17 protein-coding genes and 2 pseudogenes are annotated in these 20,977 nt (G+C 73.9%); 7 read left to right on the top strand and 12 right to left on the bottom strand.

Annotated elements, in window-relative coordinates; all coding sequences use genetic code 11:
- Positions 1-21: 21 nt before the first annotated feature.
- The 6 genes from IE241_RS26360 to IE241_RS26385 all read right to left on the bottom strand — a co-directional run bounded on the left by IE241_RS26360 (position 22) and on the right by IE241_RS26385 (position 8,513).
- Complete coding sequence (locus IE241_RS26360; protein ID WP_190024310.1) at positions 22-1,251, bottom strand: type III PLP-dependent enzyme domain-containing protein; 1,230 nt, start codon at positions 1,249-1,251, stop codon at positions 22-24.
- Positions 1,248-3,083, bottom strand: coding sequence for an IucA/IucC family protein (locus IE241_RS26365; protein WP_190024311.1), 1,836 nt, complete (start codon positions 3,081-3,083; stop codon positions 1,248-1,250). The genes IE241_RS26360 and IE241_RS26365 overlap by 4 nt, the downstream gene beginning before the upstream one ends.
- A 106-nt stretch (positions 3,084-3,189) precedes the next feature.
- Positions 3,190-5,025 carry an IucA/IucC family protein gene (locus IE241_RS26370; RefSeq protein WP_190024312.1) on the bottom strand — a complete coding sequence of 612 codons (1,836 nt, stop codon included), beginning with the start codon at positions 5,023-5,025 and terminating at the stop codon, positions 3,190-3,192.
- Positions 5,022-6,251, bottom strand: coding sequence for an ATP-grasp domain-containing protein (locus tag IE241_RS26375; RefSeq protein ID WP_190024366.1), 1,230 nt, complete (start codon positions 6,249-6,251; stop codon positions 5,022-5,024). Before IE241_RS26375 ends, IE241_RS26370 begins: the two co-directional genes overlap by 4 nt.
- A 140-nt stretch (positions 6,252-6,391) precedes the next feature.
- Complete coding sequence (locus tag IE241_RS26380) at positions 6,392-8,047, bottom strand: carboxyl transferase domain-containing protein (protein ID WP_190024313.1); 1,656 nt, start codon at positions 8,045-8,047, stop codon at positions 6,392-6,394.
- A 4-nt stretch (positions 8,048-8,051) separates the two neighbouring features.
- A complete protein-coding gene (locus tag IE241_RS26385; protein ID WP_190024314.1) occupies positions 8,052-8,513 on the bottom strand; it encodes an Lrp/AsnC family transcriptional regulator in 462 nt (153 codons plus the stop codon).
- Between the two features lie 81 nt (positions 8,514-8,594).
- Here IE241_RS26385 and IE241_RS26390 point away from each other — a divergent pair, with 81 nt between their 5' ends.
- The 3 genes and pseudogenes from IE241_RS26390 (at position 8,595) to IE241_RS26400 (ending at position 10,634) form a co-directional block, all read left to right on the top strand.
- Positions 8,595-9,887: an APC family permease gene (locus IE241_RS26390; RefSeq protein WP_190024315.1), complete on the top strand. Its 1,293-nt coding sequence runs from the start codon at positions 8,595-8,597 to the stop codon at positions 9,885-9,887.
- A 22-nt stretch (positions 9,888-9,909) separates the two neighbouring features.
- A pseudogene (locus IE241_RS26395) lies at positions 9,910-10,416 on the top strand (DUF5753 domain-containing protein); the annotation flags it as partial.
- Positions 10,413-10,634: a DUF397 domain-containing protein gene (locus IE241_RS26400; protein WP_190024317.1), complete on the top strand. Its 222-nt coding sequence runs from the start codon at positions 10,413-10,415 to the stop codon at positions 10,632-10,634. The pseudogene IE241_RS26395 and the gene IE241_RS26400, both read left to right, overlap by 4 nt.
- Before the next feature lie 74 nt (positions 10,635-10,708).
- Here the strand turns inward: IE241_RS26400 and IE241_RS26405 are convergent, their stop codons facing one another.
- From IE241_RS26405 to IE241_RS26425, 5 genes are all read right to left on the bottom strand, one after another.
- Entirely contained in the window at positions 10,709-11,029 is a 321-nt protein-coding gene (locus IE241_RS26405; protein ID WP_373300762.1) for a hypothetical protein, read from the bottom strand.
- A 250-nt stretch (positions 11,030-11,279) separates the two neighbouring features.
- On the bottom strand, positions 11,280-11,504 hold the full coding sequence (locus tag IE241_RS26410) for a DUF397 domain-containing protein (protein ID WP_190024319.1): 225 nt from the start codon (positions 11,502-11,504) through the stop codon (positions 11,280-11,282).
- Positions 11,505-11,603: 99 nt separating this feature from the next.
- Positions 11,604-12,461 carry a helix-turn-helix domain-containing protein gene (locus IE241_RS26415; protein ID WP_229899823.1) on the bottom strand — a complete coding sequence of 286 codons (858 nt, stop codon included), beginning with the start codon at positions 12,459-12,461 and terminating at the stop codon, positions 11,604-11,606.
- A complete protein-coding gene (locus IE241_RS26420) occupies positions 12,445-12,975 on the bottom strand; it encodes a DUF6879 family protein (protein WP_373300763.1) in 531 nt (176 codons plus the stop codon). The genes IE241_RS26415 and IE241_RS26420 overlap by 17 nt, the downstream gene beginning before the upstream one ends.
- Positions 12,962-13,174: a hypothetical protein gene (locus IE241_RS26425; protein WP_373300765.1), complete on the bottom strand. Its 213-nt coding sequence runs from the start codon at positions 13,172-13,174 to the stop codon at positions 12,962-12,964. Before IE241_RS26425 ends, IE241_RS26420 begins: the two co-directional genes overlap by 14 nt.
- Positions 13,175-13,689: 515 nt before the next feature.
- Between IE241_RS26425 and IE241_RS35100 the strand changes: the two are divergent.
- Positions 13,690-13,998 (top strand): annotated as a pseudogene (locus IE241_RS35100) (MFS transporter); the annotation flags it as partial.
- Positions 13,999-14,114: 116 nt separating this feature from the next.
- On the opposite strand, the gene IE241_RS26430 reads toward IE241_RS35100, so the two are convergent.
- Entirely contained in the window at positions 14,115-15,131 is a 1,017-nt protein-coding gene (locus IE241_RS26430; protein WP_190024320.1) for a YhgE/Pip domain-containing protein, read from the bottom strand.
- 235 nt (positions 15,132-15,366) lie between these two features.
- Here IE241_RS26430 and IE241_RS26435 point away from each other — a divergent pair, with 235 nt between their 5' ends.
- The 3 genes from IE241_RS26435 to IE241_RS26445 all read left to right on the top strand — a co-directional run bounded on the left by IE241_RS26435 (position 15,367) and on the right by IE241_RS26445 (position 20,970).
- On the top strand, positions 15,367-18,807 hold the full coding sequence (locus IE241_RS26435) for a DNA polymerase III subunit alpha (RefSeq protein WP_229899840.1): 3,441 nt from the start codon (positions 15,367-15,369) through the stop codon (positions 18,805-18,807).
- On the top strand, positions 18,804-19,874 hold the full coding sequence (locus IE241_RS26440; RefSeq protein WP_373300766.1) for a DNA polymerase Y family protein: 1,071 nt from the start codon (positions 18,804-18,806) through the stop codon (positions 19,872-19,874). Before IE241_RS26435 ends, IE241_RS26440 begins: the two co-directional genes overlap by 4 nt.
- Before the next feature lie 205 nt (positions 19,875-20,079).
- On the top strand, positions 20,080-20,970 hold the full coding sequence (locus IE241_RS26445; protein ID WP_190024322.1) for an esterase/lipase family protein: 891 nt from the start codon (positions 20,080-20,082) through the stop codon (positions 20,968-20,970).
- Positions 20,971-20,977: the final 7 nt, after the last annotated feature.

Here is a 20,977-nt window from a genome sequence, read left to right on the forward strand (position 1 = left end):
AACCGGCCAACTCCCATGCGCTCACGGCAGGAAGTGGAACGACGGCGCCGGGTGCATCAGGAACTCGTGGTGCGAGATGTTCCAGGCGTACGCGCCCGCCATCGCGAAGGCGATCCGGTCCCCCGCCCGCAGCTCGGCGACCGGCACCGCCCGCGCGAGGACGTCCCGCGGGGTGCACAACTGCCCGCTGAGAGTGACGGGTTCGTCCAGCGCGGCCGGGCGCGGCCAGGGGCGCTCCCAGGTGTCCACGGACAGCACCGTGAAGGGGTGGTCGTGCCCCTTGGCCGCGGGGGTGCGCATGTGGTGGGTGCCGCCGCGGACGACCGCGAACGCCTCGCCGTGGCTGTGCCGGACGTCGATGACCTCGGTGACGTACCAGCCGCAGTGGGCGGCCAGTGCGCGGCCGGGCTCGATGCGCAGCCGGTAGCCCGGGTGCGCGGCGGCGAGAGCGGCGAGGCCCGCGCCGTAGGCGGCCCAGTCGAAGCGGGCGTGCGGACGGGCGTAGTCGACGGCCATGCCGCCGCCCACGTTCACCTCGTCCAGCCCGAGGCCGTGCCGGGCGTCCAGCTCGCGGGCCCAGGCCGTGACGCGGGCGGCGACGGCGAGCAGGGCGGGCGCGGGGAGTCCGCTGGCCAGGTGCGCGTGGATGCCGCGCAGCCGCAGCCGGGTGCCGCGCAGCAGGGGCAGGCACGCTTCGGCGCGGCGCGGGTCGAGGCCGAAGGGGCTGGGGCGGCCGCCCATGGCGAGGGCCGCGCCGGCCAGATCGCCGTGACCATCGCCCGGGCCTGCGCCTGTGCCTGTGCCTGTGCCTGTGCCCACAGGGAGGTTGACGCGCAGCAGGACGTCCACCGGCGCCTCGCCGGGGAGGGCGGCGGCGAGGGCGGCGAGCAGGCGCAGTTCGCTCTCGCTCTCCACATGGATGCGCTCGGCGCCCAGGTCGAGGGCGAGCCGCAGTTCCGCCTCGGTCTTGCCGGGCCCGCCGAAGGCGAGCGGCAGCTCGGGGACGGCCTTGCGGACGTGGGCCAGTTCGCCGCCGGAGGAGACCTCGTAGCCGCTGACGTACGGGGCGAGGGCCCGCAGGAGCTCGGGGGCGGGGTTGGCCTTGGCCGCGTAGTACAGCTCGGTCTCCGGCGGCAGGGCCGCGCGCACTTCGGCGGCGTGCCCGGCCAGCGCCGTGAGGTCGTAGACGTAGGCGGGCAGCTCTGTACCGGGCAGGCCTGCGGCGTGCCCGGCGACGCGGGGAAGGATCACGGTGCGGTGCTCCAGGTGGTCTCGGCGCGGGCGGCCGGGGTGGGGAGGTTCGCTGCGGTGAGGGCGGTCGTGGGAAGGCCGGTCGCGGGAAGAGCGGCCGGGGGGAAGGCGGCCGGGGTGAGGGCGGACAGCAGGTCCGGCACCAGGGGCGAGGGGATGCGTACGTAGCCGGCGCCCCGGTCGGCCTTGCGCTCCCAGCGGGTGAGCAGGTTGGCCTTGGCGGGCAGCGGCCCCCCGGCGACGAGTGCGCGCAGCAGCGGCGGGTTGCCGTGGGCGGCGGCGCGGTCGGCGAGGATGCGGCGGACCGCGGACCACAGCTCGGGCTCCAGGCGGGGGTGGCGGTCGGCGAGCGCGGCGAGCACCTCGGCGAGGTGGTTGACGACCAGGCAGTACACGACGCGGTCCCAGCCGCGCCCGGGGTCGTACGCCAGGGACCGGGCGACGTCCGCGGGGAGCGCCGCGAGGGCGGCGGCGTGGTGCCCGGGCAGCAGCTTGGTGCCCTCCAGGTCGCGGAAGAGGACCTGCCGGGGCATGCCGTCGGCGCCGACACCGAGGACGACGTTCTGCAGGTGGGGTTCGAGGACGACGCCGTGGTCGAAGTACGCCGCGAGCACCGGCGGGACGAGCAGCGCGAGATAGGCGTCCCACCAGGCGAGGGCCTCCGCGGGGCCGGTGCCGTGCAGGAGCCTGCCGAGGTGGGCGCCGCCGGTGGGGTACTCGTCGGCGACGGCGGCTGCCAGCAGCCCGGTGACGCCGGGGGCGAGGCGGGCGCCGAGCCCTTCGCGGACGATGACGCCGAAGCCCTCGGCGAGTTCGCGGCTGCCGAGGCCGAGGGTGCGGTAGGCGGGCTCGCGCAGCAGGCCGGCGCCCGGGAAGCGGGCCGCGAGGCCGGCGGCGACGGGCTCCAGCAGGCGGGTGAGGGCGACGGCGCCGGCGAGCTCGTACTCGGCGTTCTTGCGCAGGCAGTTGGTGATGCGGACGTTCAGGCTGAACTTGAGGAAGTCCCGGCCGTCGTAGAGCGTGCGCACGGACGCGGTCGGCTCGAAGGGCTCGCCGCCGGGGCCGAGGTCGAGGACGTCGCCGCGGGCGACGGCGGCGCGCAGCACGGGGTGGTCGCGCAGCATCGCGTACTGCCAGGGGTGGGCGGGCAGCAGCAGGTGGCCGTCGGGGACGGGCCGCTGCCGGTCGAGGGCGGCGAGGCCCCCGTCGGACGCGGTCTCCTGGCGTACGTGCTCCCGCCGCACGGCCAGGTGGTGCAGCGGGAAGCGGGCGCGGGCCTCGGGGGCGTAGCGGCCCCAGTCCTCCGCGGAGCCGGTGCGGGCCTTGGGCGTGGGGTGGAAGCGGTGGCCGAACAGGAGCGACTGCTCGGAGTCCATGTACGCGTCGGTACCGGCCGTGTCAGGGCCCGCCGCATCGGCACCCGCCGCGCCGCGCGGGGCGCGCAGGGCGCCGAGGGCCGCGGTGACGCCGGCGTGGCTCGCGGCCACCTGGCCGAGGAACTCCTCGTTACGGACCCCGGTGCGCAACTCCAGCTCGCGGTGGATGTGCTCGGCGAGGCCCTGCCACGTCAGTTCGGCCCAGATCCCGTCGCGCCGGCCGCGGACGGGACCGGTGAAGCGGTGCGCGCCGATCAGGGAGGCGCGCCGCAGCCCGACGCGGAGCAGGACGCCGCAGCGGGGCAGGCGCAGCAACAGGTGGCCGTCGGTGACGGCGGTCTGGTGCTCGGGCCCGGAGACCTCGCGGAGCAGGCAGTTCAGCAGGGTGTGGGCGACGACGTGGTCGGCGCCGGCCACGCCGGGGACGGCGTCGGCGTCGGCAGATGCGGAGGACATGCAGCGGCTCCAGCGGGTGCGGACGTGCGGAGGAGGGCGGGGGTCCGGAGGAGGGCGGGGGCGGCGGCCGCGCGAGCGGGGCGGCGGCGGCGGTCCGGGACCGCCGTCACCCGGCGCCCCGGAGGTAGTTGGGCCCCTGAACGTAGTGCTTGTTGATGTCGGCCGCGCCGGAGCGCTCCTTGGTGAGCAGGGTGCCGGCGGTGACCATGGCCTTGACCGGCAGCCGGTCGGCGTCGAGGACGCGGGCGCGCAGGACGGCGGCGGCGCCGGGGGCGCTGCGGGCGGCGCGCTCGACGGCCTCGGCGAGGCGGTCGCGCAGGCGGGCGAGGAGGCCGTCGAGGGGGGCGCGGCCGAGCCGGGCGAGTTCGAAGAGGGGGGCCGCGGCGCACAGGTGGACGGTGATGGTGGCGAAGACGTCGGCGACCGGGCCGTCGCCCGCGACGAGGATGCGCCGGTCGTCGAAGCCGAGCAGGTCGGCGGCCTCGCCGCCGAGCCGGGCGGCGAGGCGCACGCTGTGCACGCGCGGCCCGTCGTTGTCCTTCAGCAGCAGCCGCATCCGGGTCCGCCCGCCGGGGGCGTCGAGGACGAGCGAGGTGTTCTGCTGGTGGGATTCGAGCGCGATGCCGTACGTGAAGAGGGTGGTGTGCCAGTCCAGGAGGAGGGTGAGGTAGGCGTCGAGGAGGGCGGCGAGGGAGCCCCCGTAGTAGCGGTCGGCGAGTTCGTCGGCGACGAGGGCGCCGCCGGGGGCGCGGGCGAGGAGGGCGGCGACGGGCAGCACGTGCGCGTCCTGCAGCCCGGCCGGGTGGCGGCGGGCGAGGACGGCGAGGAGCTCGTGGTCGGACTGCAGGTGGGTGCGTTCGTCGGCGAGGAGGACCTGCCCGGCGAAGCGCGGCTCGTGGGCGGTGATCTCTTCGAGGAGGCGCTGGCCCACCTCGCCGTCGAGGAGGGTGCCGGGCTTGATGGTGCGGCGGTTGCGCAGGCCCAGGGTGGCGGTGGCGAGGGGCAGTTTGAGGTGGACGGCGGGGTCGTCCGCGACGGCGACGGTGCGGGTGGAGAGCGTGGGCAGCACCTCCAGCCAGGGCTTCTCGGCGATGCGGGCGGAGCCGTTCAGGCCGGCCGAGCGCAAGGCCGCGTCGAGGGGGCCGGCCGCGACGAGGGGGTGGACGGGCAGCGCGAGGTGGGTCGCGTCGATGCCGCGCAGGCCGAGCGCGGCGGGGGTGGGCCACCAGTGCGGCAGCCCGGCCCGGTCGCCGCGCACGGCGCCGTGCGGGAGGGCGAGCCAGCGCAGGGCGAAGAAGGGGTGGAACTCGGGAGCGTACGCGCGCAGTTCGTCCTCGCTGAGACCGGCCCGGGAGCGGCCGGTGGGGTAGACGGGGTGGTCGCGGTAGGCGGCGAGGGTGTCGTAGGCGAGGGAGCCGCGCAGGCCCGTCCAGCCGGCGGTGCGGCGGCCGTACGCACCGGCCAGCTGCGCGGTGACGCCGTCGCGCACGCGGTCGTGCAGGCGCGCGGCGGCCAGGGCGTCCTCGCACTCGGCGAGGAAGGAGTCGTAGCCGGGCCGGTCTTCGGGGGGTGCGGCGGCGCGCAGCCGGGTGAGGACGGGGCGCAGGCCGGTGAGGATGCCGCCGGCCGTCTCGACGAGCGGTTCGCGGGCCTGGATCTCGCACTGGAAGCCCTCGGGGCCGACGGGCAGCAGGAGGGTCTCGCCGGCGGTGCGCAGGTGGAGCCAGTCGCCGTCGGGGCGGTGTTCGGTGAGGGCGTGGCGGCGCAGGCCGTAGGCGTCCTCGCGGAGGAGGGCGCTGAGGACGCGGCGCAGGAGGTCGTCCTCCACGACGTCCGTGAGGGCCGGGGCAGCCGGGATGTCCGTGGCGGCTGTGGCGGCTGTGATGGCCGTGGCGGCTGTCGCGGCTGCCGCGGCCGTAGCGCCCGTGCTGGTCAGGCTCATGACAGGATCTCCCAGCGCTCTGCGGCCAGGAAGGCCTCGACCGCCTGGTCGATCCGGCCCTGGTCGGTTCCGGTCGCCCTGATGACGCCGAGGTAATCGCGGTTGGTGCGGCGGAGCGGGTGCGTCTCGCCGGTGCCGCGCAGCGGGCGGTAGACCAGCCGTACGCCGTCGCGCTCGGTCTCGCTCGCCGGGGGCGCCTTTTCGAGCGTGCCCCCGCGGTCCGTGCAGACGTACTCCACGCGCGCCCGGCCGTCCGTCCGTGCACCGAGGTCCGCGGGCAGCGGCTCGCCGAGGTGGGTGCGCAGGATGTGCTCGAAGAGGGGGATGCCGAGAACGTCGGCGAGGGCCAGGTCGCACTGGTCACCGATGGCGCGGTAGTTGACCTCGATGAGGCGGGCGCGGCCGCCCTGCACGACGTACTCGGTGTGGCAGGCGCCGAAGCCGACGCCGAGGGCGCGCAGCTGGGTGACGACCTGCCGCGTGTGCGGCTGCGGGAGCGCGGGCAGCAGGGTGAGGCGCTCCTCCACGAAGTGCGGGGGCGGGGAGAGTTCGGTGCGGAAGGCGCCGAGGGTGTGCAGCGTGCGGCCGTCGCCGAGGGTCTCCAGGGTGTGCAGCTCGCCCTCCAGGTACTCCTCGACGACCAGGGAGGCGCCGGGTCTGCGGCGGCGGATGTCGTGGCAGCGGCGGACGAGGTCCGCCGCGTCCTCGGCGAGCACAACGTCCTCGCCGGCCACGCCCTCGCGCGGCTTGACGACGCAGGGGAAGGGCAGCCCCCGGGCGGCGAGGGCCTCCGGCTCGTCGTCGGGCCCGAGTTCGGCGGAGTACACGGCGTCGGCGCCGGCCGCGGCGAGGCGGCGGCGCAGCAGGGCCTTGTTCTTGGTGTCGAGGGCGGCGCGCCAGTCCTTGCCGGGCAGGCCGAAGTAGCCTGCGGCCAGGGCGGCCTGGGGCTGGAGGTGGTCGCTGTTGGTGAAGACCGCGTCGGGGGGCGCGGTCCGCCCGAGCGCGGAGATCCGGCCGATGACCTCGCGGAAGTCTTTGACGTCACAGCCGACGAGGGTCAGTCCGGGCAGCTTGCCGCCGTCGGCCACGCTCTGCTCGTAGGCGCGGCGGTGGGCGGCCGGCTGGTCGGTGAGGAGGGTGACGTCCAGCCCGAGGCGGGCGGCCGCGGGCAGGAACCCGTGGGTGACGGAGTCGGTCGGGTTGAGGGCGAGGAGATGAAGCCGCACGGGGGTGCGCCTTTCGGCAGGCTGCGGGGCGGGCTCGTTCACGAGAGAGACCCTAAGTTAGGTAAGGCTTACCTTGTCAATTCCCGCCGGATCGCACACCCGCAATTGCCCTCAATGCCCATTTCACGAGCCTTCGAGCGTCAACTACCCAGCCCGATCCGCCGATAGCGCGCACGCCGGTCGGCCAGACGTTCGCCCTGCTCACGCGCGCCGAGGGCGGCCATCTCGGCACCGAGGAGGGCTCCCAGGCGCGGCAGGAAACCGTCGGTCCCGCCCACCGTTCCGGCTTCCGGCCCGGCTTCCGGCCCGGCCTTCGCCCCGGCCTCCGGCTCCTCGACCACGAGATCCACGATCCCGTGCGCCAGGAGGTCCGCGGAGCGCACGCCCTGCCGGGCGGCGATCTCGTCGGCGCGGTCCGTCGTGCGGTACAGGATCGCCGAGGCGCCCTCCGGCGGCAGCGGCGACAGCCACGCGTGCCGGGCCGCGACGACCCGGTCCGCGGGGAGCAGCGCGAGCGCGGCGCCGCCCGCGCCCTGGCCGAGCAGCAGGCACAGCGTCGGCGCCGGCAGGGTCACCAGATCGGCCAGGCAGCGCGCGATCTCCCCGGCCAGGCCGCCCTCCTCGGCCTCCCGGGACAGCGCCGCGCCCGCCGTGTCGACCACGGTGAGCAGCGGCAGGCCCAGCTCGGCGGCGATCCGCATCCCGCGCCGGGCCGCCCGCAGACCGGCCGGCCCGAGCGCCTGCCCGAGCGCCTGCCCGGCGGTACGGCTGCCGCGGTCGTGACGGCTGCCGCGGTCGTGGCCGAGTACCACGCAGGGCGTGCCGCCGACGCGGGCGAGCGCGAGGAGCAGCCCCGGGTCGCGCTCCCCCGCGCCCGTACCGCTGAGGAGGGTGACATCGCCGGCCGCGGCGTCCAGCAGCTCGCGTACGCCGGGCCGTTCGGGATCCCGGGAGCGGCGAATCGATTCGGCGGCGGAGGGGACGGGACCGGCGGCAGCGATGCCGGGAATGCCAGGGATGCCACCGGTGGCGGACGCCCCCGGACCGGGCCGTCCCGGCGGGCGCCCGCCGCGCCCGTCCCGCTCACCGGCCCCGCCGCCGCACAGCACCGCCAGCGCCCGGGCCACGGTCCCCGGTAGCTGCCCGGCCGTCAGTACGGCGTCCACCAGCCCGTTGGCCAGCAGGTTCTCCGCGAGCTGGACGCCCGGCGGGAACTCCTCGCCGTAGAGGGCCTCGTGGACGCGCGGGCCCAGGAAGCCGATGAGAGCGCCCGGTTCGGCGGAGGTGAGGTGGCCGAGGGAGCCCCACGAGGCGAGGACGCCGCCCGTCGTGGGGTGCCGGAGGTGGACGAGGTAGGGCAGGCCCGCCGCCTTGTGGTCGGTGATCGCGGCCGCGACCTTGACCATCTGCAGGAAGGCCACCGTGCCCTCCTGCATCCGGGTGCCGCCCGACGCCGGCGCCGCGAGCAGCGGCAGCCGCTCGGCCGTGGCCCGCTCCACGGCCCTGACCAGCCGCTCCCCCGCCGCGACGCCGATCGACCCGGCCAGGAAGCGGAACTCGCAGGCCACCACGGCCACTCGGCGGCCGCGGACCCGGCCTTCGCCGGTGACGACCGACTCGTCGAGGCCGGTGCGCTCACGTGCGGCGATGAGGTCGGCGCGGTAGGCGGGGTCGTCCGTCGTGATGCCGACGGGCTCGTCCCAGCAGTGCCAGCTGCCGGGGTCCACCACGGCGCCGATGAGGTCGAGGGCAGGGGTGCGGGGGCTGCTCGCGTCCGCAGGGCTGCTTGCGTCCATGCCGTCACCCTGCCACGAGCGGCCCCACCACGTCCTTGGTCACGTGCTGGTAGATCACGGAACTGCGGAAGTCCACGACCTCGCGGCGCCCGGAGAAGCGATCCATGAGGAGGCTGTGCAGCCCGTCGACCTCGGGCACGGCGACGTGGACGAGGAAGTCGTCCCCGCCCGCGACGACGTACACGTTGAGCACCTCGGGCAGCCCGATGAGATACGCCTTGAAGCCCTCGATGACCTCCCGGCTCATCGGCCGGATCCGTACCGAGAGCAACGCCTGCACCGGCCGCCCCAGCGCCCTCAGGTCGACCGTGGCGCGGTACCCGGTGATCACTCCGCGCTGACGCAGCGCCCGCACCCGCTCCAGGCAGGTGGAGGGGGCGATTCCGAGGGTGCGGGCGAGATCGCGGTTGGTCTGCCGTGCATCACGCTGCAGTTCCCTGACGATCGCCGAATCTATGTCGTCCATGGGGCCACATCATGCCGCACGCACCGAATTTCGTTCGGCGGCTGCGCTTTCTCGCTACTGGTCCGGCTAACTTCACCCCCCGTGACCGTACGAACCACCCACGCTCCCGCTCCTTCCCGGCCGTCCGTTCGGCGGCTGGACATCGGCAGCGGTACCGCCCTGTGCGCCGGCGCCGTCCTCGGCCCCGGCGTCCTGGCCCTGCCCGCCCTCGCCGCCGACGCGGCCGGCCCGGCCTCGATCCTGGCCTGGCTGGTCCTGCTCGTGACGAGCGTGCCGGTGGCGCTCTCGTTCGCCGCGCTGGGCGCCCGGTTCCCGGACGGCGGCGGCGTGGCGACCTTCGTGCACCGGGCCGCCGGGCCGCGGGCCGCGGCGGCGGTCGGCTGGTGGTTCTACGGGGCCGTGCCGATCGGCGTGGTGGCGGCCGCCCTCATCGGCGGTCAGTACGTGGCCGGCGCGCTGGGCTGGGGGCAGGCGGCGGCCGCGGCGGTCGGGGCCGTGGTCATCGCGGCGTCGTTCGCGGCCAACTGCGTCGGCCTGCACCTGTCCGGGCGGGTGCAGCTGCTGCTCGTCGCCCTGCTGGCGGCGGTGCTGCTGGGCGCCGCGGTCGCGGCGGCGCCGCACATGACGTCCGCGCACTTCACCCCGTTCATGCCGCACGGCTGGGGCTCGGTGGGCTCGGCGGCGGGGGTGCTGTTCTTCGCCTTCGCGGGCTGGGAGGCGGCCAGCCACCTGTCGGGCGAGTTCGCGAACCCGGCCCGCGACCTGCCGAGGGTGACGGTGTACACCCTGGCGGCCGTCTCCGTCCTCTATCTCGGCCTCGCCGTGACGACGATCGGAGCCCTCGGCCCGGCCGCCGCCGGCACGGAGACCCCGCTGACCGACCTGCTCGCCCGGAGCGCGGGCACGGCCGCCCGGCCGATCGCCGCGGTGGCGGCCCTGTTCCTGACCTTCGGCGCGGTCAACACCTACCTCGCGGGCGCCTCCCGGCTGGGCGCCGCCCTCGGCCGCGACGGCGCCGCCCCGCGGTGGCTGGCCCGCGGGGGCGGCACGGGCGAGGTTCCGCGGCGCAGCCTGGCGGCGCTGGCGGTGGCCTGCGCCGCCGTCGGCACGGTCGCCTGCCTGGGCGCGACGGACCTGGACGGCCTGATGCGCGCGACGTCGACGTGCCTGGCCTCGGTCACCCTGGCGGGCCTCCTCTCGGCGCTGGCCCTCCTCCCCCGCGGAACGTGGCTGTGGTACGCGGCGATCGCCAGCTCCCTGCTCACGGCGGGCGTGCTGGCCTTCTCGGGGAGGCTGCTGGTGATACCGGCGGCGCTGGCGATGCTGTCGTGGGCCTTCACGACGCTCGCGGGCCGCGGGCGGCCCCGCGCATAGCGGGGCCACCCACCGTCGCTCACTTCCCCCAACGACGCTGCAGACGCCCGGCTATGCCCGCGCGGTGATCGGCGCACTTCAGCCGGACCTGTCCCCGGAATCGATCGACGCCCTGGTGAGCGTCCGGTTGGCCCGGCAGAACGCCGTACTCCGCCGCAGCGATCCGCTCAACCTGTGGGTGGTCCTCGATGAAGCATCACTGCGTCGAGTAATTGGCGGCGCACCAGCCATGACACAGCAGCTGCGCCGCCTGCTGGCAACCTCCGAAGAACCTCACCTCACCCTCCAAGTGCTTCCGTTCACTGCAGGGGCGCACGCCGGATTGACGGGACCGTTCGTGATCCTTCAGTTCCCCCTCCGGAGCGATCTCGACGTCGTGTACACCGAGTCGCACACGAGTAGCATCCAGCTGGAACGGAAGTCCGACCTCGTGACCTACAGTCGGCTGTTCGAGCACATTTGCGCGGCAGCGCTCGATGCGACATCGTCGCGCGACCTCATTGCGCGCGTTGTAAAGGATCTCGAGTGAGGCACCAGGACCGGCACAACACGGCTTCCGGCAACACCTCGTGGCGTAAGAGCAGTTACAGCGGTCACCAGGGTGACTGCATACAGATAGCGGACGACGCCACCGGCATCGTCTCCGTCCGCGACAGCAAGAACCCCCAGGGCCCCGCTCTGGCCCTCCCGGCCGGGGCGTGGGCCGCTTTCGTGTCCCATGTGAAAGGGACAGACCTGCCAGGCTGAGTCCCGCTCCATGGCGGCTTGGACCAGCATGCGCGTGAGGAGACCGATCCCTCGGGTCACTTATCCGCCGCGCACTACCGCCGAGCCGGATGATTTCCGTCCGGGCACGGCTGATCCGGGACCGCACGGTTCGGAGAGCATGTCACCAGGGCGAGCGACAGGAACACCGGCCGTTCCAGATAGAAGCCGTGGGAGACGTCTCCGCCCCAGCCCAGGCGTTCGGCGGCAGCAGCCACGAGAACGGCCAGCCGCGTAGCGTCCCTGTCGGCCTTCGAGGCGAACCGGGGTGTGTGTTCCACCAGACGGTCGCCGAGCCACGCCGCCGCCTCCTTGGGGGCGTCCCAGGTTCCGCGTACGAGCCCGGCCGGCTTCATGAGCCAGTGAGCCGTCTGCATCGGCGGAACTCCCGTCACCCGCCACTCCGACACGGCTTCCCGGTACCGCTGGACGACATCGGGAGGGCTTGTGGAGGCGGGCTCGACGGATGACGGAGGGCGCCGGAAGCTCTCCTTGTCGTGCACAGATTTGTCACCGGCCCAGAAATACCCGTGGAAGTGCAAGGGCTCTACCGTTCAGCGTCAGCACAGTCGGAGGCGGCCCCCGCCCTCCCCGGAGGGCAGAGGCCGCCGGTCGGTGAGCGGCCGGTCAGGCCGAGAGGCCGAAGCGAGCCGGGTTGATGCCCGCGGCGTCGAGTTCGGCGGCGGTGAACCTCAGCGGGGCCACGTCGGGCCTCTTACTGTCGCCGAGGGCGTAAGCGTCCTCACCGATGCGGGCGAGGGTCACACACGATTCACCGTCCGGGTGGGTGTTGCCCCCGCACGCCTTCGCGAATCGGGTGCCTTCGAGCGGCAGAAAGTACAGGTCAGTCATGGAGAACCTTCCTGATGGTCGGGGCGGACACCACGTCGGGCGTTTCCGATGTCCGCGTTCTTCGACCATGTTTCTACGTCCTGCGACTCACGAGAACCCCTAGTCACGTAGACGCATGAAGTCCTCGGCGGCCTCCTTGAGAAATGCTGTCGCATCCGCTCCCGTGAGGGCACATCCGAGAAACAGCTCGAACAGTTCCACGTGATGAGAGATGTCTCGGGGATCGCGCAATACGACCTCGCCCGAGAACAGTTCGACGGTGACAAGCCGTTCGTCATAGATCACAAAGATGTTCATGGGCGTGCCCGGGACCTGGGCCGCCTGGGGAATGACCGCAAGCTCCACGTTCGGCTTCCGGGACACCTCGGCCATGTGCGCGCACTGTGCCGCCATGACCTCACGGTCTGCCCTGCGCCACCTCACCGCCTGCTCCGTGAGCAGGAACGTGAAGGTACGCGACTGATCGTCCAGGACGGCCTGGCGGTCCATACGGGCCTGAACAGCTCTGGCCACATCCCTGGCGGGGTCGCTGTTCACCGTCTTCGAGAGTGTCTGCTCTGCGTATTGCCGGACATGCAACAGCCCCGTAGGGATAGCGGGAAGAAAGTGCCGCATCACCCGGGACGTTGATTCCAGCGCCTTCAGTTCGGCCTGTTTCCGGTACAGGCCGACGCGGGCGTAGGCGCGCCAGGAGGCGTAGTCGACATTCGCCCTGCGCGCCAGCCTCAGCAGTTCGTCCGCGACTTCCGCGGGCACATCGAGAGCCGTAAGGATTCGCTGGACATCGATGACGGTCGGCAACGCCCGGCCGGTCTCTATTCGGCTGATCTTCGTCTGGCTCATATTGCAGCGCACGGCAAGGCGTTCACCGCTCAGACCGGCCGCCTCGCGGAGGCCCCGTAGCGCCTCCGCGAGGTCCCTTCGCTCTCTTGCTTGGCGTTCAGGCTCGATAGTCACGGAATGGAACTGAATTTTCCAGGGCGAGGTCACGCCATGCGAGGTACTGACCGATGTCGGGTGACCGGATCAGCTCCCGGTTGATCTGGGTCCCGTCCGGCCGGTAGTTGAGGTGGACCACGGCCGTCTCGTCGAACAGCCAGAAATCCTGCTCGGGCAGGCCAGGATTGGGCCTAGCCGTCAGATCCACGATCCGATAGTCCTCCCCGGCCTCGACGTTGCCAGGGATGCACCACTCGAACAGGTACCGGCTGTAGTCCGTGAGCGGTCTACGGACGACCTTGGCCCGCGCCATGCCGCGGCCCGCCGCAGCATGGTCCCGGATGGTTTGATGCCAGGGCCCGTTGAAGCCCTCCGGCATGGGCTCATGAGCGAGGAAGCTGCGGACCGTTTCGGCTTCCGCAGGCATGGTGTAGACCTGATGCACTTCCAGGCGGAACGCAGAGTGCTTGAAGTCCCGGAAGTACGACTGCCACTCCTCCCCGTCCAAGAGCACAGGTTCATAGCCATCCACGGGCACGGGCAGCCTCCCTCAGAACGTCTTCAGGGATCATGACGACCGACTCGCCCTCGGGCGTCAGATGCTCCACGTCATACCCCTGCACCGCGAGCATGCCCGACCGGTCCGTGGCGAACACAGTCGGACAGTCGCCGTTGCCGCATTTGTCGTCGCCGCTACTGCACGGGCCCCCGGCAATCATGGTCAGCTTCACGTGATCCCCTCCGGTTGCAGTCGTCAGCAAGCTACGAACGACGGCTCTCCTGGGCAAGACGAATCAGCGGGCCAGTCACGTACTCGCATAAACTCCCCGGCGGCCTGCACAGGGCACTGGCCCGGCAGCCCCGGCAGCCCGTCCGCACGGACCCCCGCTCCGGTTCGTCCACGGCCGCGCCGGAGCCACGCAAGACCGGCGCGCCGCGCCCGGCGCCGGGCACACGCCGGGCGCTCCGTCAAGGCGGGGCGCGTGGGGATCTCATTGAGAGCACAGCCGATCTTGTTCAGCCGTGTCAATCATGATCCCCCGTGACACATTCCACAGGCCCCCCTGCTCAACACCGGTTACGCTGCCTTGAGTTCGACGCGCCAACCGCCCGGAGTTCATCGCGGCATCAAGTCCGCAGACGACGCGGGGAACGTTCCCACCGGCCGCTCGGAAGACCGCCGTTTTCGCGGCAAGACGCCGGGGATCGCTACGCGGAGCCCACATCGGGGGACTGTGGCTCCACCATCCCCAACCGAACGACCCCGGGAAGCCCCGCACCGCGAGCCCGCGGCGGACGGCGGACGGCGGACGGCGGACGGCGGACGGCGGACGACAGTGCCGCACCGCCCGGCCGCCGTGCCGTCGCCGTCGCCCTGATGACGGCGACGGCACTGACGGCCCTGGACAGCACGGTGGTGGCCACGGCCGTTCCGCAGATCGTCGCCGACCTCGGCGGATTCTCGTACTTCTCCTGGCTCTTCTCCGGCTACCTGCTCGCCGGAACGGTGTCCTTGCCGGTCTACGGCAAGCCTGGGTCTACGTCGGTGCGGCGGCGGCTGCGGCCCTCGGCGTGGCCGCGCTCTCCCTGGCCCCGCGCCGCCTTCTCCTGCTCGGCTGAGTCCCCCTGCTCGGCTGAACTACCCTGCTGCCCGGCTGAGCCCTGCCCCGCTTACGCGTCCCCCTCGCGCCCCCGCCTCCGCATCCCCGCGCACACCATCGTCACGACCGTCCCCGCCACCGCCCACGCCGACAGGACCAGCAGCGGGCCCGTCAGGCCGTTGCCGTGGAAGTAGGCGAGGGAGCGGGCGGACCAGGTGCCGGCGCCTGGGGGGAGGGCCGGTCCGATGGCGTTCCAGAAAGGGGGCAGCAGGGGATACGGGTAGGCGCCGCCTGCGCTCGGGTTGCCGAGGACGACCACGATCGCGATGGCCAGGCCGATGCCGACGATTCCCGCGAGGCCCTGGAGGGCGAGCGTCGTCGCCCCGACGGCGAAGACCACCAGGGCCCCCAGGCCCCACAGCCCGAGGATGCCGCCGGGCAGCGCATCCAGGACCGGGCCCGCGATGACGGCTCCGAACAGGCCGGCGGCGGCCGCGTAGAGGGCGAGGGCGCCGAGCCGGATGACGGCCCGGTGAGGGTTGGCGGGCCGGGCGCCCGCGCTGATGGCGAGGATCGCGGCGCACAGGTAGCCGCCCACGCACCAGCCGACCACCAGGTAGAACGAGGTCAGGCCGCGGGCGTCGCCGGCCGCGGAGGGCGCGACGTCCTTGGTCCGCACCTTGCGGCCCTCCACCGCCTCGGCACGGGTGAGCACCGCTTCGGTGGCCTGGGCGAGGGAGGCGCCCGCGCCGCCGGCGACGAGGAGCGTGTCGGTGGTGCCGCGCGGGTCGACGACGAGCGCGGCGTCGAGGTCGCGTTCGCGGATCTTCGCGACGGCCGCCGCTTCGCCGCCGTCCACCGCACGCGGGTCCAGCGGGCCGCCCGGCAGTCCGCCCAGCCGCTGCACCAGCTGCCCGGTGATCTGCTGCGGGGCGACGACGCCGAGGGCGACGTCCTTGGGCCGGGGGCTGTGGAAGGCGCCGACGTAGGAGGCGATGAAGGCGAGCTGGAGCACCAGGGCGCCGATCACCAGGACCGCGGCCCGGCCGGTCACCGCGCTCCGCAGTTCCTGGACGAAGGAGGGCATGTCCCGAGCCTGCGGGGTGCGGGGCGCCTGTGCAGGCGGCGCGGGCCGTACGGGTGATCGGGAGCACTCGCCGTACGACCGCCGCACGACGCGTTCGTACGAATGTTCGAGAGTGTGGTTTATGGTGGATAGAGAGGGGGCGGTTTTCGGCCAGGGGGTGACAGCGGCAGCAGGAGGTGTGGGATCCGTGGGATCTACGGGGTTCACGCATCTGCACACCGCGTCGGGCTTCTCGATGCGGTACGGCGCCGCACACCCCGAGCAGCTGGCCGAGCGCGCCGCCGAGCGCGGCATGGAAGCCGTCGCCCTCACCGACCGCGACACCCTCGCCGGAGCGGTTCGGTTCGCCAGGGCGAGCGCCAAGGCCGGGGTGCGCCCGGTGTTCGGCGTGAACCTGGCCGTGCGGGAAGAGCCGCAGCAGCCGTCCGCACGGCAGCGCACCCCCGTACGCGGCGGCGCCTTCGTCGACGAGTCCGCGCCCCGCGCGGTCTTCCTCGCCCGGGACGGCGCGCACGGCTGGGCCGCCCTGTGCGGGCTGGTCTCCGCGGCCCATGCGACGCACGCAGGTGCCGCCGCGCATGCCGCCCGCCCCGAGCTCTCCCTCGGCGACCTCGCGGCCGCCGCCCCCGGCGTCCGCACCCCCCTCCACGTCCTCCTGGGCCCCGGCTCCGGGCCCGGCCGCGCGCTCGCCGCGGGCCGCCCCGACCGGGCCGCCCGGCTGCTCGCACCCTGGCGCGAAATGTTCGGTGACGCCCTGCGCCTGGAGACCGTGTGGCACGGCCGCACCGGCACCGGCCCCGGCTCCCTGCGGCTCGCCGCCCGCACCCTCGGCTTCGCCGCGGAGCAGGGCGTCCCCGCCGTCCTCAGCAACGCCGTGCGCTACGCCGACCCCGGGCAGGGCCCCGTCGCCGACGTCCTGGACGCGGCCCGCCGGCTGGTCCCGATCGACCCCCGCAGGCCCGGGGCCCTCGACAGCGGCGAGCGCTGGCTCAAGGGACCCGGCAACATGGCCGCCCTCGCCGAGCGGATCGCCGAGGCCGCGGGCCTCCGCCGGGACGCGGCCCGCCGGCTGCTCGCCACGACCGAGGAGACCGCCGCCGCGTGCCTGGTCGACCCCGAGGACGACCTGGGGCTCGGCAAGGTCCACTTCCCCGAGGCGCACCTGGTCGGCGCCGGGCGCCGCACCGCCGACCGTGTGCTGCGCTCCCGCTGCACGGCGGGCATGGTGCTGCGCGGATACGACCGGAAGCCCCGCTACCGGCGGCGGCTGGAGGATGAGCTGGCGATCATCGCCGGACGCAACCTCGCCTCGTACTTCCTCACCGTCGCCCGGGTCGTGGACGACACCCGCGCCCTCGGCATCCGGGTCGCCGCCCGCGGCTCCGGCGCGGGCTCCCTGGTCAACCACCTGCTCGGCATCGCGCACGCCGACCCGGTCGAGCACGGCCTGCTGATGGAGCGCTTCCTGTCCGCCCACCGCAAGGCGCTGCCCGACATCGACATCGACGTGGAGTCCGCACGCCGCCTGGACGTCTACCGCGCGATCTTCGACCGCTTCGGCGCGGACCGGGTCGCGACCGTCGCCATGCCCGAGACCTACCGGATCCGGCACGCGATCCGGGACGTGGGCACGGCCCTCGGCAAGGACCCGGCCGAGGTGGACCGGCTCGCCAAGGCGTTCCCGCACATCCGCGCCCGCGACGCCCGCGCGGCCCTGGCCGAGCTGCCCGAGCTGCGCGGGGTCGCCGCGGAGGACCACGGCCGGCTGTGGGAGCTGGTCGAGGCGCTGGACGGGCTGCCGCGCGGCATCGCCATGCACCCGTGCGGGGTCCTGCTCTCCGACGCGAGCCTGCGCGCCCGTACGCCCGTCGTGCCGACCAGCGGCGAGGGCTTCCCCATGGCGCAGTTCGACAAGGACGACGTGGAGGAGCTCGGGCTGCTCAAACTCGACGTGCTGGGCGTGCGGATGCAGTCCGCGATGGCGCACGCGGTGACCGAGATCGAACGGGCCACCGGGCGCCGCATCGATCTCGACGACCCCGGGCAGGTGCCGCCGGGCGACCGCCGTACGTACGAGCTGATCCGGTCCACCGAGACGCTCGGCTGCTTCCAGATCGAGTCGCCGGGCCAGCGCGACCTCGTCGGGCGGCTCCAGCCGTCCACCTTCCACGACCTCGTGGTCGACATCTCCCTCTTCCGGCCGGGCCCGGTCGCGGCCGACATGGTGCGGCCCTTCATCGCGGCCCGGCACGGCCGCGCGCCCGTGCGCTACCCGGACCCGGCGCTTGCGGACGCGCTGCGCGAGACCTGCGGCGTGGTCGTCTTCCACGAGCAGATCATCGAGATCCTGCACGTCATGACCGGCTGCGACCGGCACCTCGCGGACGAGACGCGCCGCGCGCTGTCCGATCCGCAGCTGGTGGGCCGGGTGCGCGCCTGGTTCGCGGAGGAGGCGGCGAAACTCGGCCACCGGCCCGACGCCGTGCGCCGTACCTGGGAGATCGTGGAGGCGTTCGGCAGCTACGGCTTCTGCAAGGCGCACGCCGTCGCGTTCGCCGTGCCGACCTATCAGTCGGCGTGGCTGAAAGCCCATCACCCGGCCGCCTTCTACGCCGGGTTGCTCACCCACGACCCGGGGATGTACCCCAAGCGGCTGCTGCTCGCGGACGCGCGGCGGCGCGGCGTACCGATCCTGCCGCTGGACGTGAACCGTTCGGGTGCGGCCTATTCGATCGAACTGGTGTCCGATGGGAAGGGGTCCGGCGATGCCGTGTGGGGACTCCGCCTGGCCCTCTCCGACGTGCAGGGCATCACCGCGGCCGAGACCGGACGCATCACGGCCGGCCGCCCGTACACCTCCCTCCCCGACCTGTGGCACCGCGCCCGCCCCGGCCGGCCCGTAGCCGAACGCCTCGCCCGCGTCGGCGCGCTGGACGCCTTCGGCACCAACCGCCGCGACCTGCTGCTGCACATCGCCGAACTGCACCACGGGACGCGGGGACAGCGCCGCGGCGCCGCGGCCCAGCCCACGCTGATCGACGACGCCCGGGCCGAGCCCATCGGCCTGCCCGACCTCGACGCGGCCGAGCGCCTGGACGCCGAGCTGAGCGTGCTCGGCATGGACGCCTCGCGCCACCTGATGGCCGACCACCGGACGTTCCTCGCCGAGCTGGGGGCGATGCCCGCCCGGCGGCTGCAGAGCGCCCGGCACGGCGAGACCGTCCTGGTCGCGGGCGCCAAGGCCGCCACCCAGACGCCGCCGGTCCGCTCCGGCCGCCGCGTCATCTTCACCACCCTCGACGACGGTACGGGCCTGGTCGACTGCGCCTTCTTCGACGACAGCCACCCCGCCTGCGCGCACACCCTCTTCCACTCCTGGCTGCTGCTCGTCCGCGGCGTCGTCCAGCGCCGCGGGCCGCGCAGCCTGAGCGTGGTGGGCGCGGCGGCGTGGGACCTCGCGCAGCTGACCAGGCTCCGCGCGGAAGGGGGCCTGGAGGCGGTGGCCTCCGTGCTGGCGCACCCGGTGGCTTCCGCGGCCGGGCCCGCGGGCCCGGACCGGCGCATCCGCATGTCCACCGGCTACGCCATGCACCCCTGGGCCGACCTCCGGCCCGCGGGCGAAGGCGCGGCCACGGGCCGCAAGCTGTGGCACGCGAGCCCGGGGAGCGCGGGATGAACGCCCGCGCGCGGCTCGCCGCGATGCCGGACCCGCCGCCGACCGGGCCGGCCGGCCCCGCCGGCCCGCCCACCGTGCTCTACGTCCACTTCCACGCAGAGGAGGGCGCGCCCCTCGGCGAAGAGGCCTACGACGGGCTCCTCGCGCTGCTCACCGAGGTGACGCCCGTCGTCCAGGCCGTCCCCCCGGACGCCGCGCTCATGGAAGTCCGCGGCGCCACGCGCTACTTCGGGCAGGGCCCCGCCGGTCTCGCCGCACTCGTACGGGTACGCGCCCTCGCCCGGTACGGAGCCGACTGCACGGTCGGCATCGCGGGCAACCCGATGCTGGCCCGGATGGCCGCGCAGGACGGACCGCCCGGCGCGGTGCGCACGCTGCCCGGGGACCCGGCCGCGGTGGCCGCGTTCCTCGCGGGCAAACCGGCCGCCGCCCTGTACGGCGTGGGCCCGGCCACCGCCCGCACCCTGTGTTCGTACGGGCTCGACAGCATCGGCCGGATCGCCGCCGCGCCGCTGCCCGCGCTGCAGCGGATCCTGGGGCCCGCGACCGGGCAGCGGCTGCACGAGCGGGCGCGCGGCATCGACCCGACCCCCGTCACCCCGGGCGCGCGGGCCCGCTCGACGGCCGCGGAACACCGCTTCGGCAGGGACGAACTGGACGCCGGGCGGCGCCGCCGCGCCCTGCTCACGCTCGCCGACGGGCTGGGCGGACGGCTGCGGGAGAGCGGCCGGGTCGCCCGGGGGCTGACCCTCACCGTGCGCTACGCGGACGGCTCGGCGACCACCCGCACCCGGACCTTCACCGAGCCGACCGCGCACACCCCCGCGCTGACCTCGGCCGCGTACGCACTGCACGACGGGCTCGGGCTGCAGCGCGCCCGGGTCCGCAGCGTGGCGCTGCGCGCGGAGGGCCTCGGCGAGGCCGGACCGGCCGCGCACCAGCTGTCGTTCGACCCCGCCGACGAGAAGGCGCGCCGGATCGAGGCGGCCGTCGACCGGGCGCGGGCCCGCTTCGGGCCGGCCGCGGCGGGGCCGGCGGCGGCGCTGACCAGGCGAGCCGTGGCCTGAGCTTGTTACGGAACAACGTCGTCCATATAAAGAGCACATGTCGGATTCCTTGACCGATCAAGGAGTGCCACGCATTCTTACTCGCACGTAAGTTAACGCTCTTTCAGCGCGACTACGTTTCCGGGCCTCCGTGTGCCCATTCCTGTGACCACCCCCCACCAGGCCCTACCTGCGAGGAGTTCATGTGAAGCTGCCCTGGAGACCCATGCGTACCCTGCTCCCCGCCCTGGCCCTCGCCCTCTCGGCCGGTGCCCTCACCACCCCCGCGGCCGCGGCCGCTTCGTCTCACGATTCCCGTGCCGCTTCCGTCGCCGGCGAGGCCGCCGGCGGGACCGTCGGCAGCGGCTGGAACGACTACTCCTGCAAGCCGTCGGCCGCCCACCCGCGCCCCGTCGTCCTCGCACACGGCACCCTCGGCAACTCCGTGGACAACTGGCTCGTCCTCGCGCCCTACCTGAAGAACCGCGGCTACTGCGTCTTCTCCCTCGACTACGGCAAGCTGCCCGGCGTGCCGCTCTTCTACGGGCTCGGCCCGATCGCGAAGTCGGCCGAGGAGCTCTCCGCGTACGTCGACAAGGTCCGCTCCGCCACCGGTGCCGACAAGGTGGACATCGTCGGCCACTCCCAGGGCGGCGCGATGCCGCGCTACTACCTCAACTTCCTGGGCGGCAAGGACAAGGTGAACTCCCTCACCGGCATCGCCCCCAACAACCACGGCACGACGCTGTCGGGCCTGGTCACCCTGATGGACAAGATCCCCGGAGCCCGCAACGCGATCGGCGGCCTGACCCCCGGCCTCACCGACCAGGCGATCGGCTCCGATTACCTCAAGAAGATGAACTCCGTCCCCGACACCGTGCCGGGCGTCCGCTACACGGTCATCGCGACCAAGTACGACGAGGTCGTCACGCCGTACACCTCCGGCTACCTGACCGGGCCCGACGTGCGCAACGTCCTGCTCCAGGACCTCTGTGCCGTGGACTTCTCCGAGCACATCGCGATCGGCACCGTCGACCGCGTCGTCGCGCACGAGGTCGCCAACGCGCTCGACCCGGAGCACGCCACCCCGACCACCTGCGCGTCCGTCATCGGCTAAAACCGCT

Source organism: Streptomyces hiroshimensis (assembly GCF_014650335.1).
Taxonomy (GTDB): Bacteria; Actinomycetota; Actinomycetes; order Streptomycetales; family Streptomycetaceae; genus Streptomyces; species Streptomyces hiroshimensis.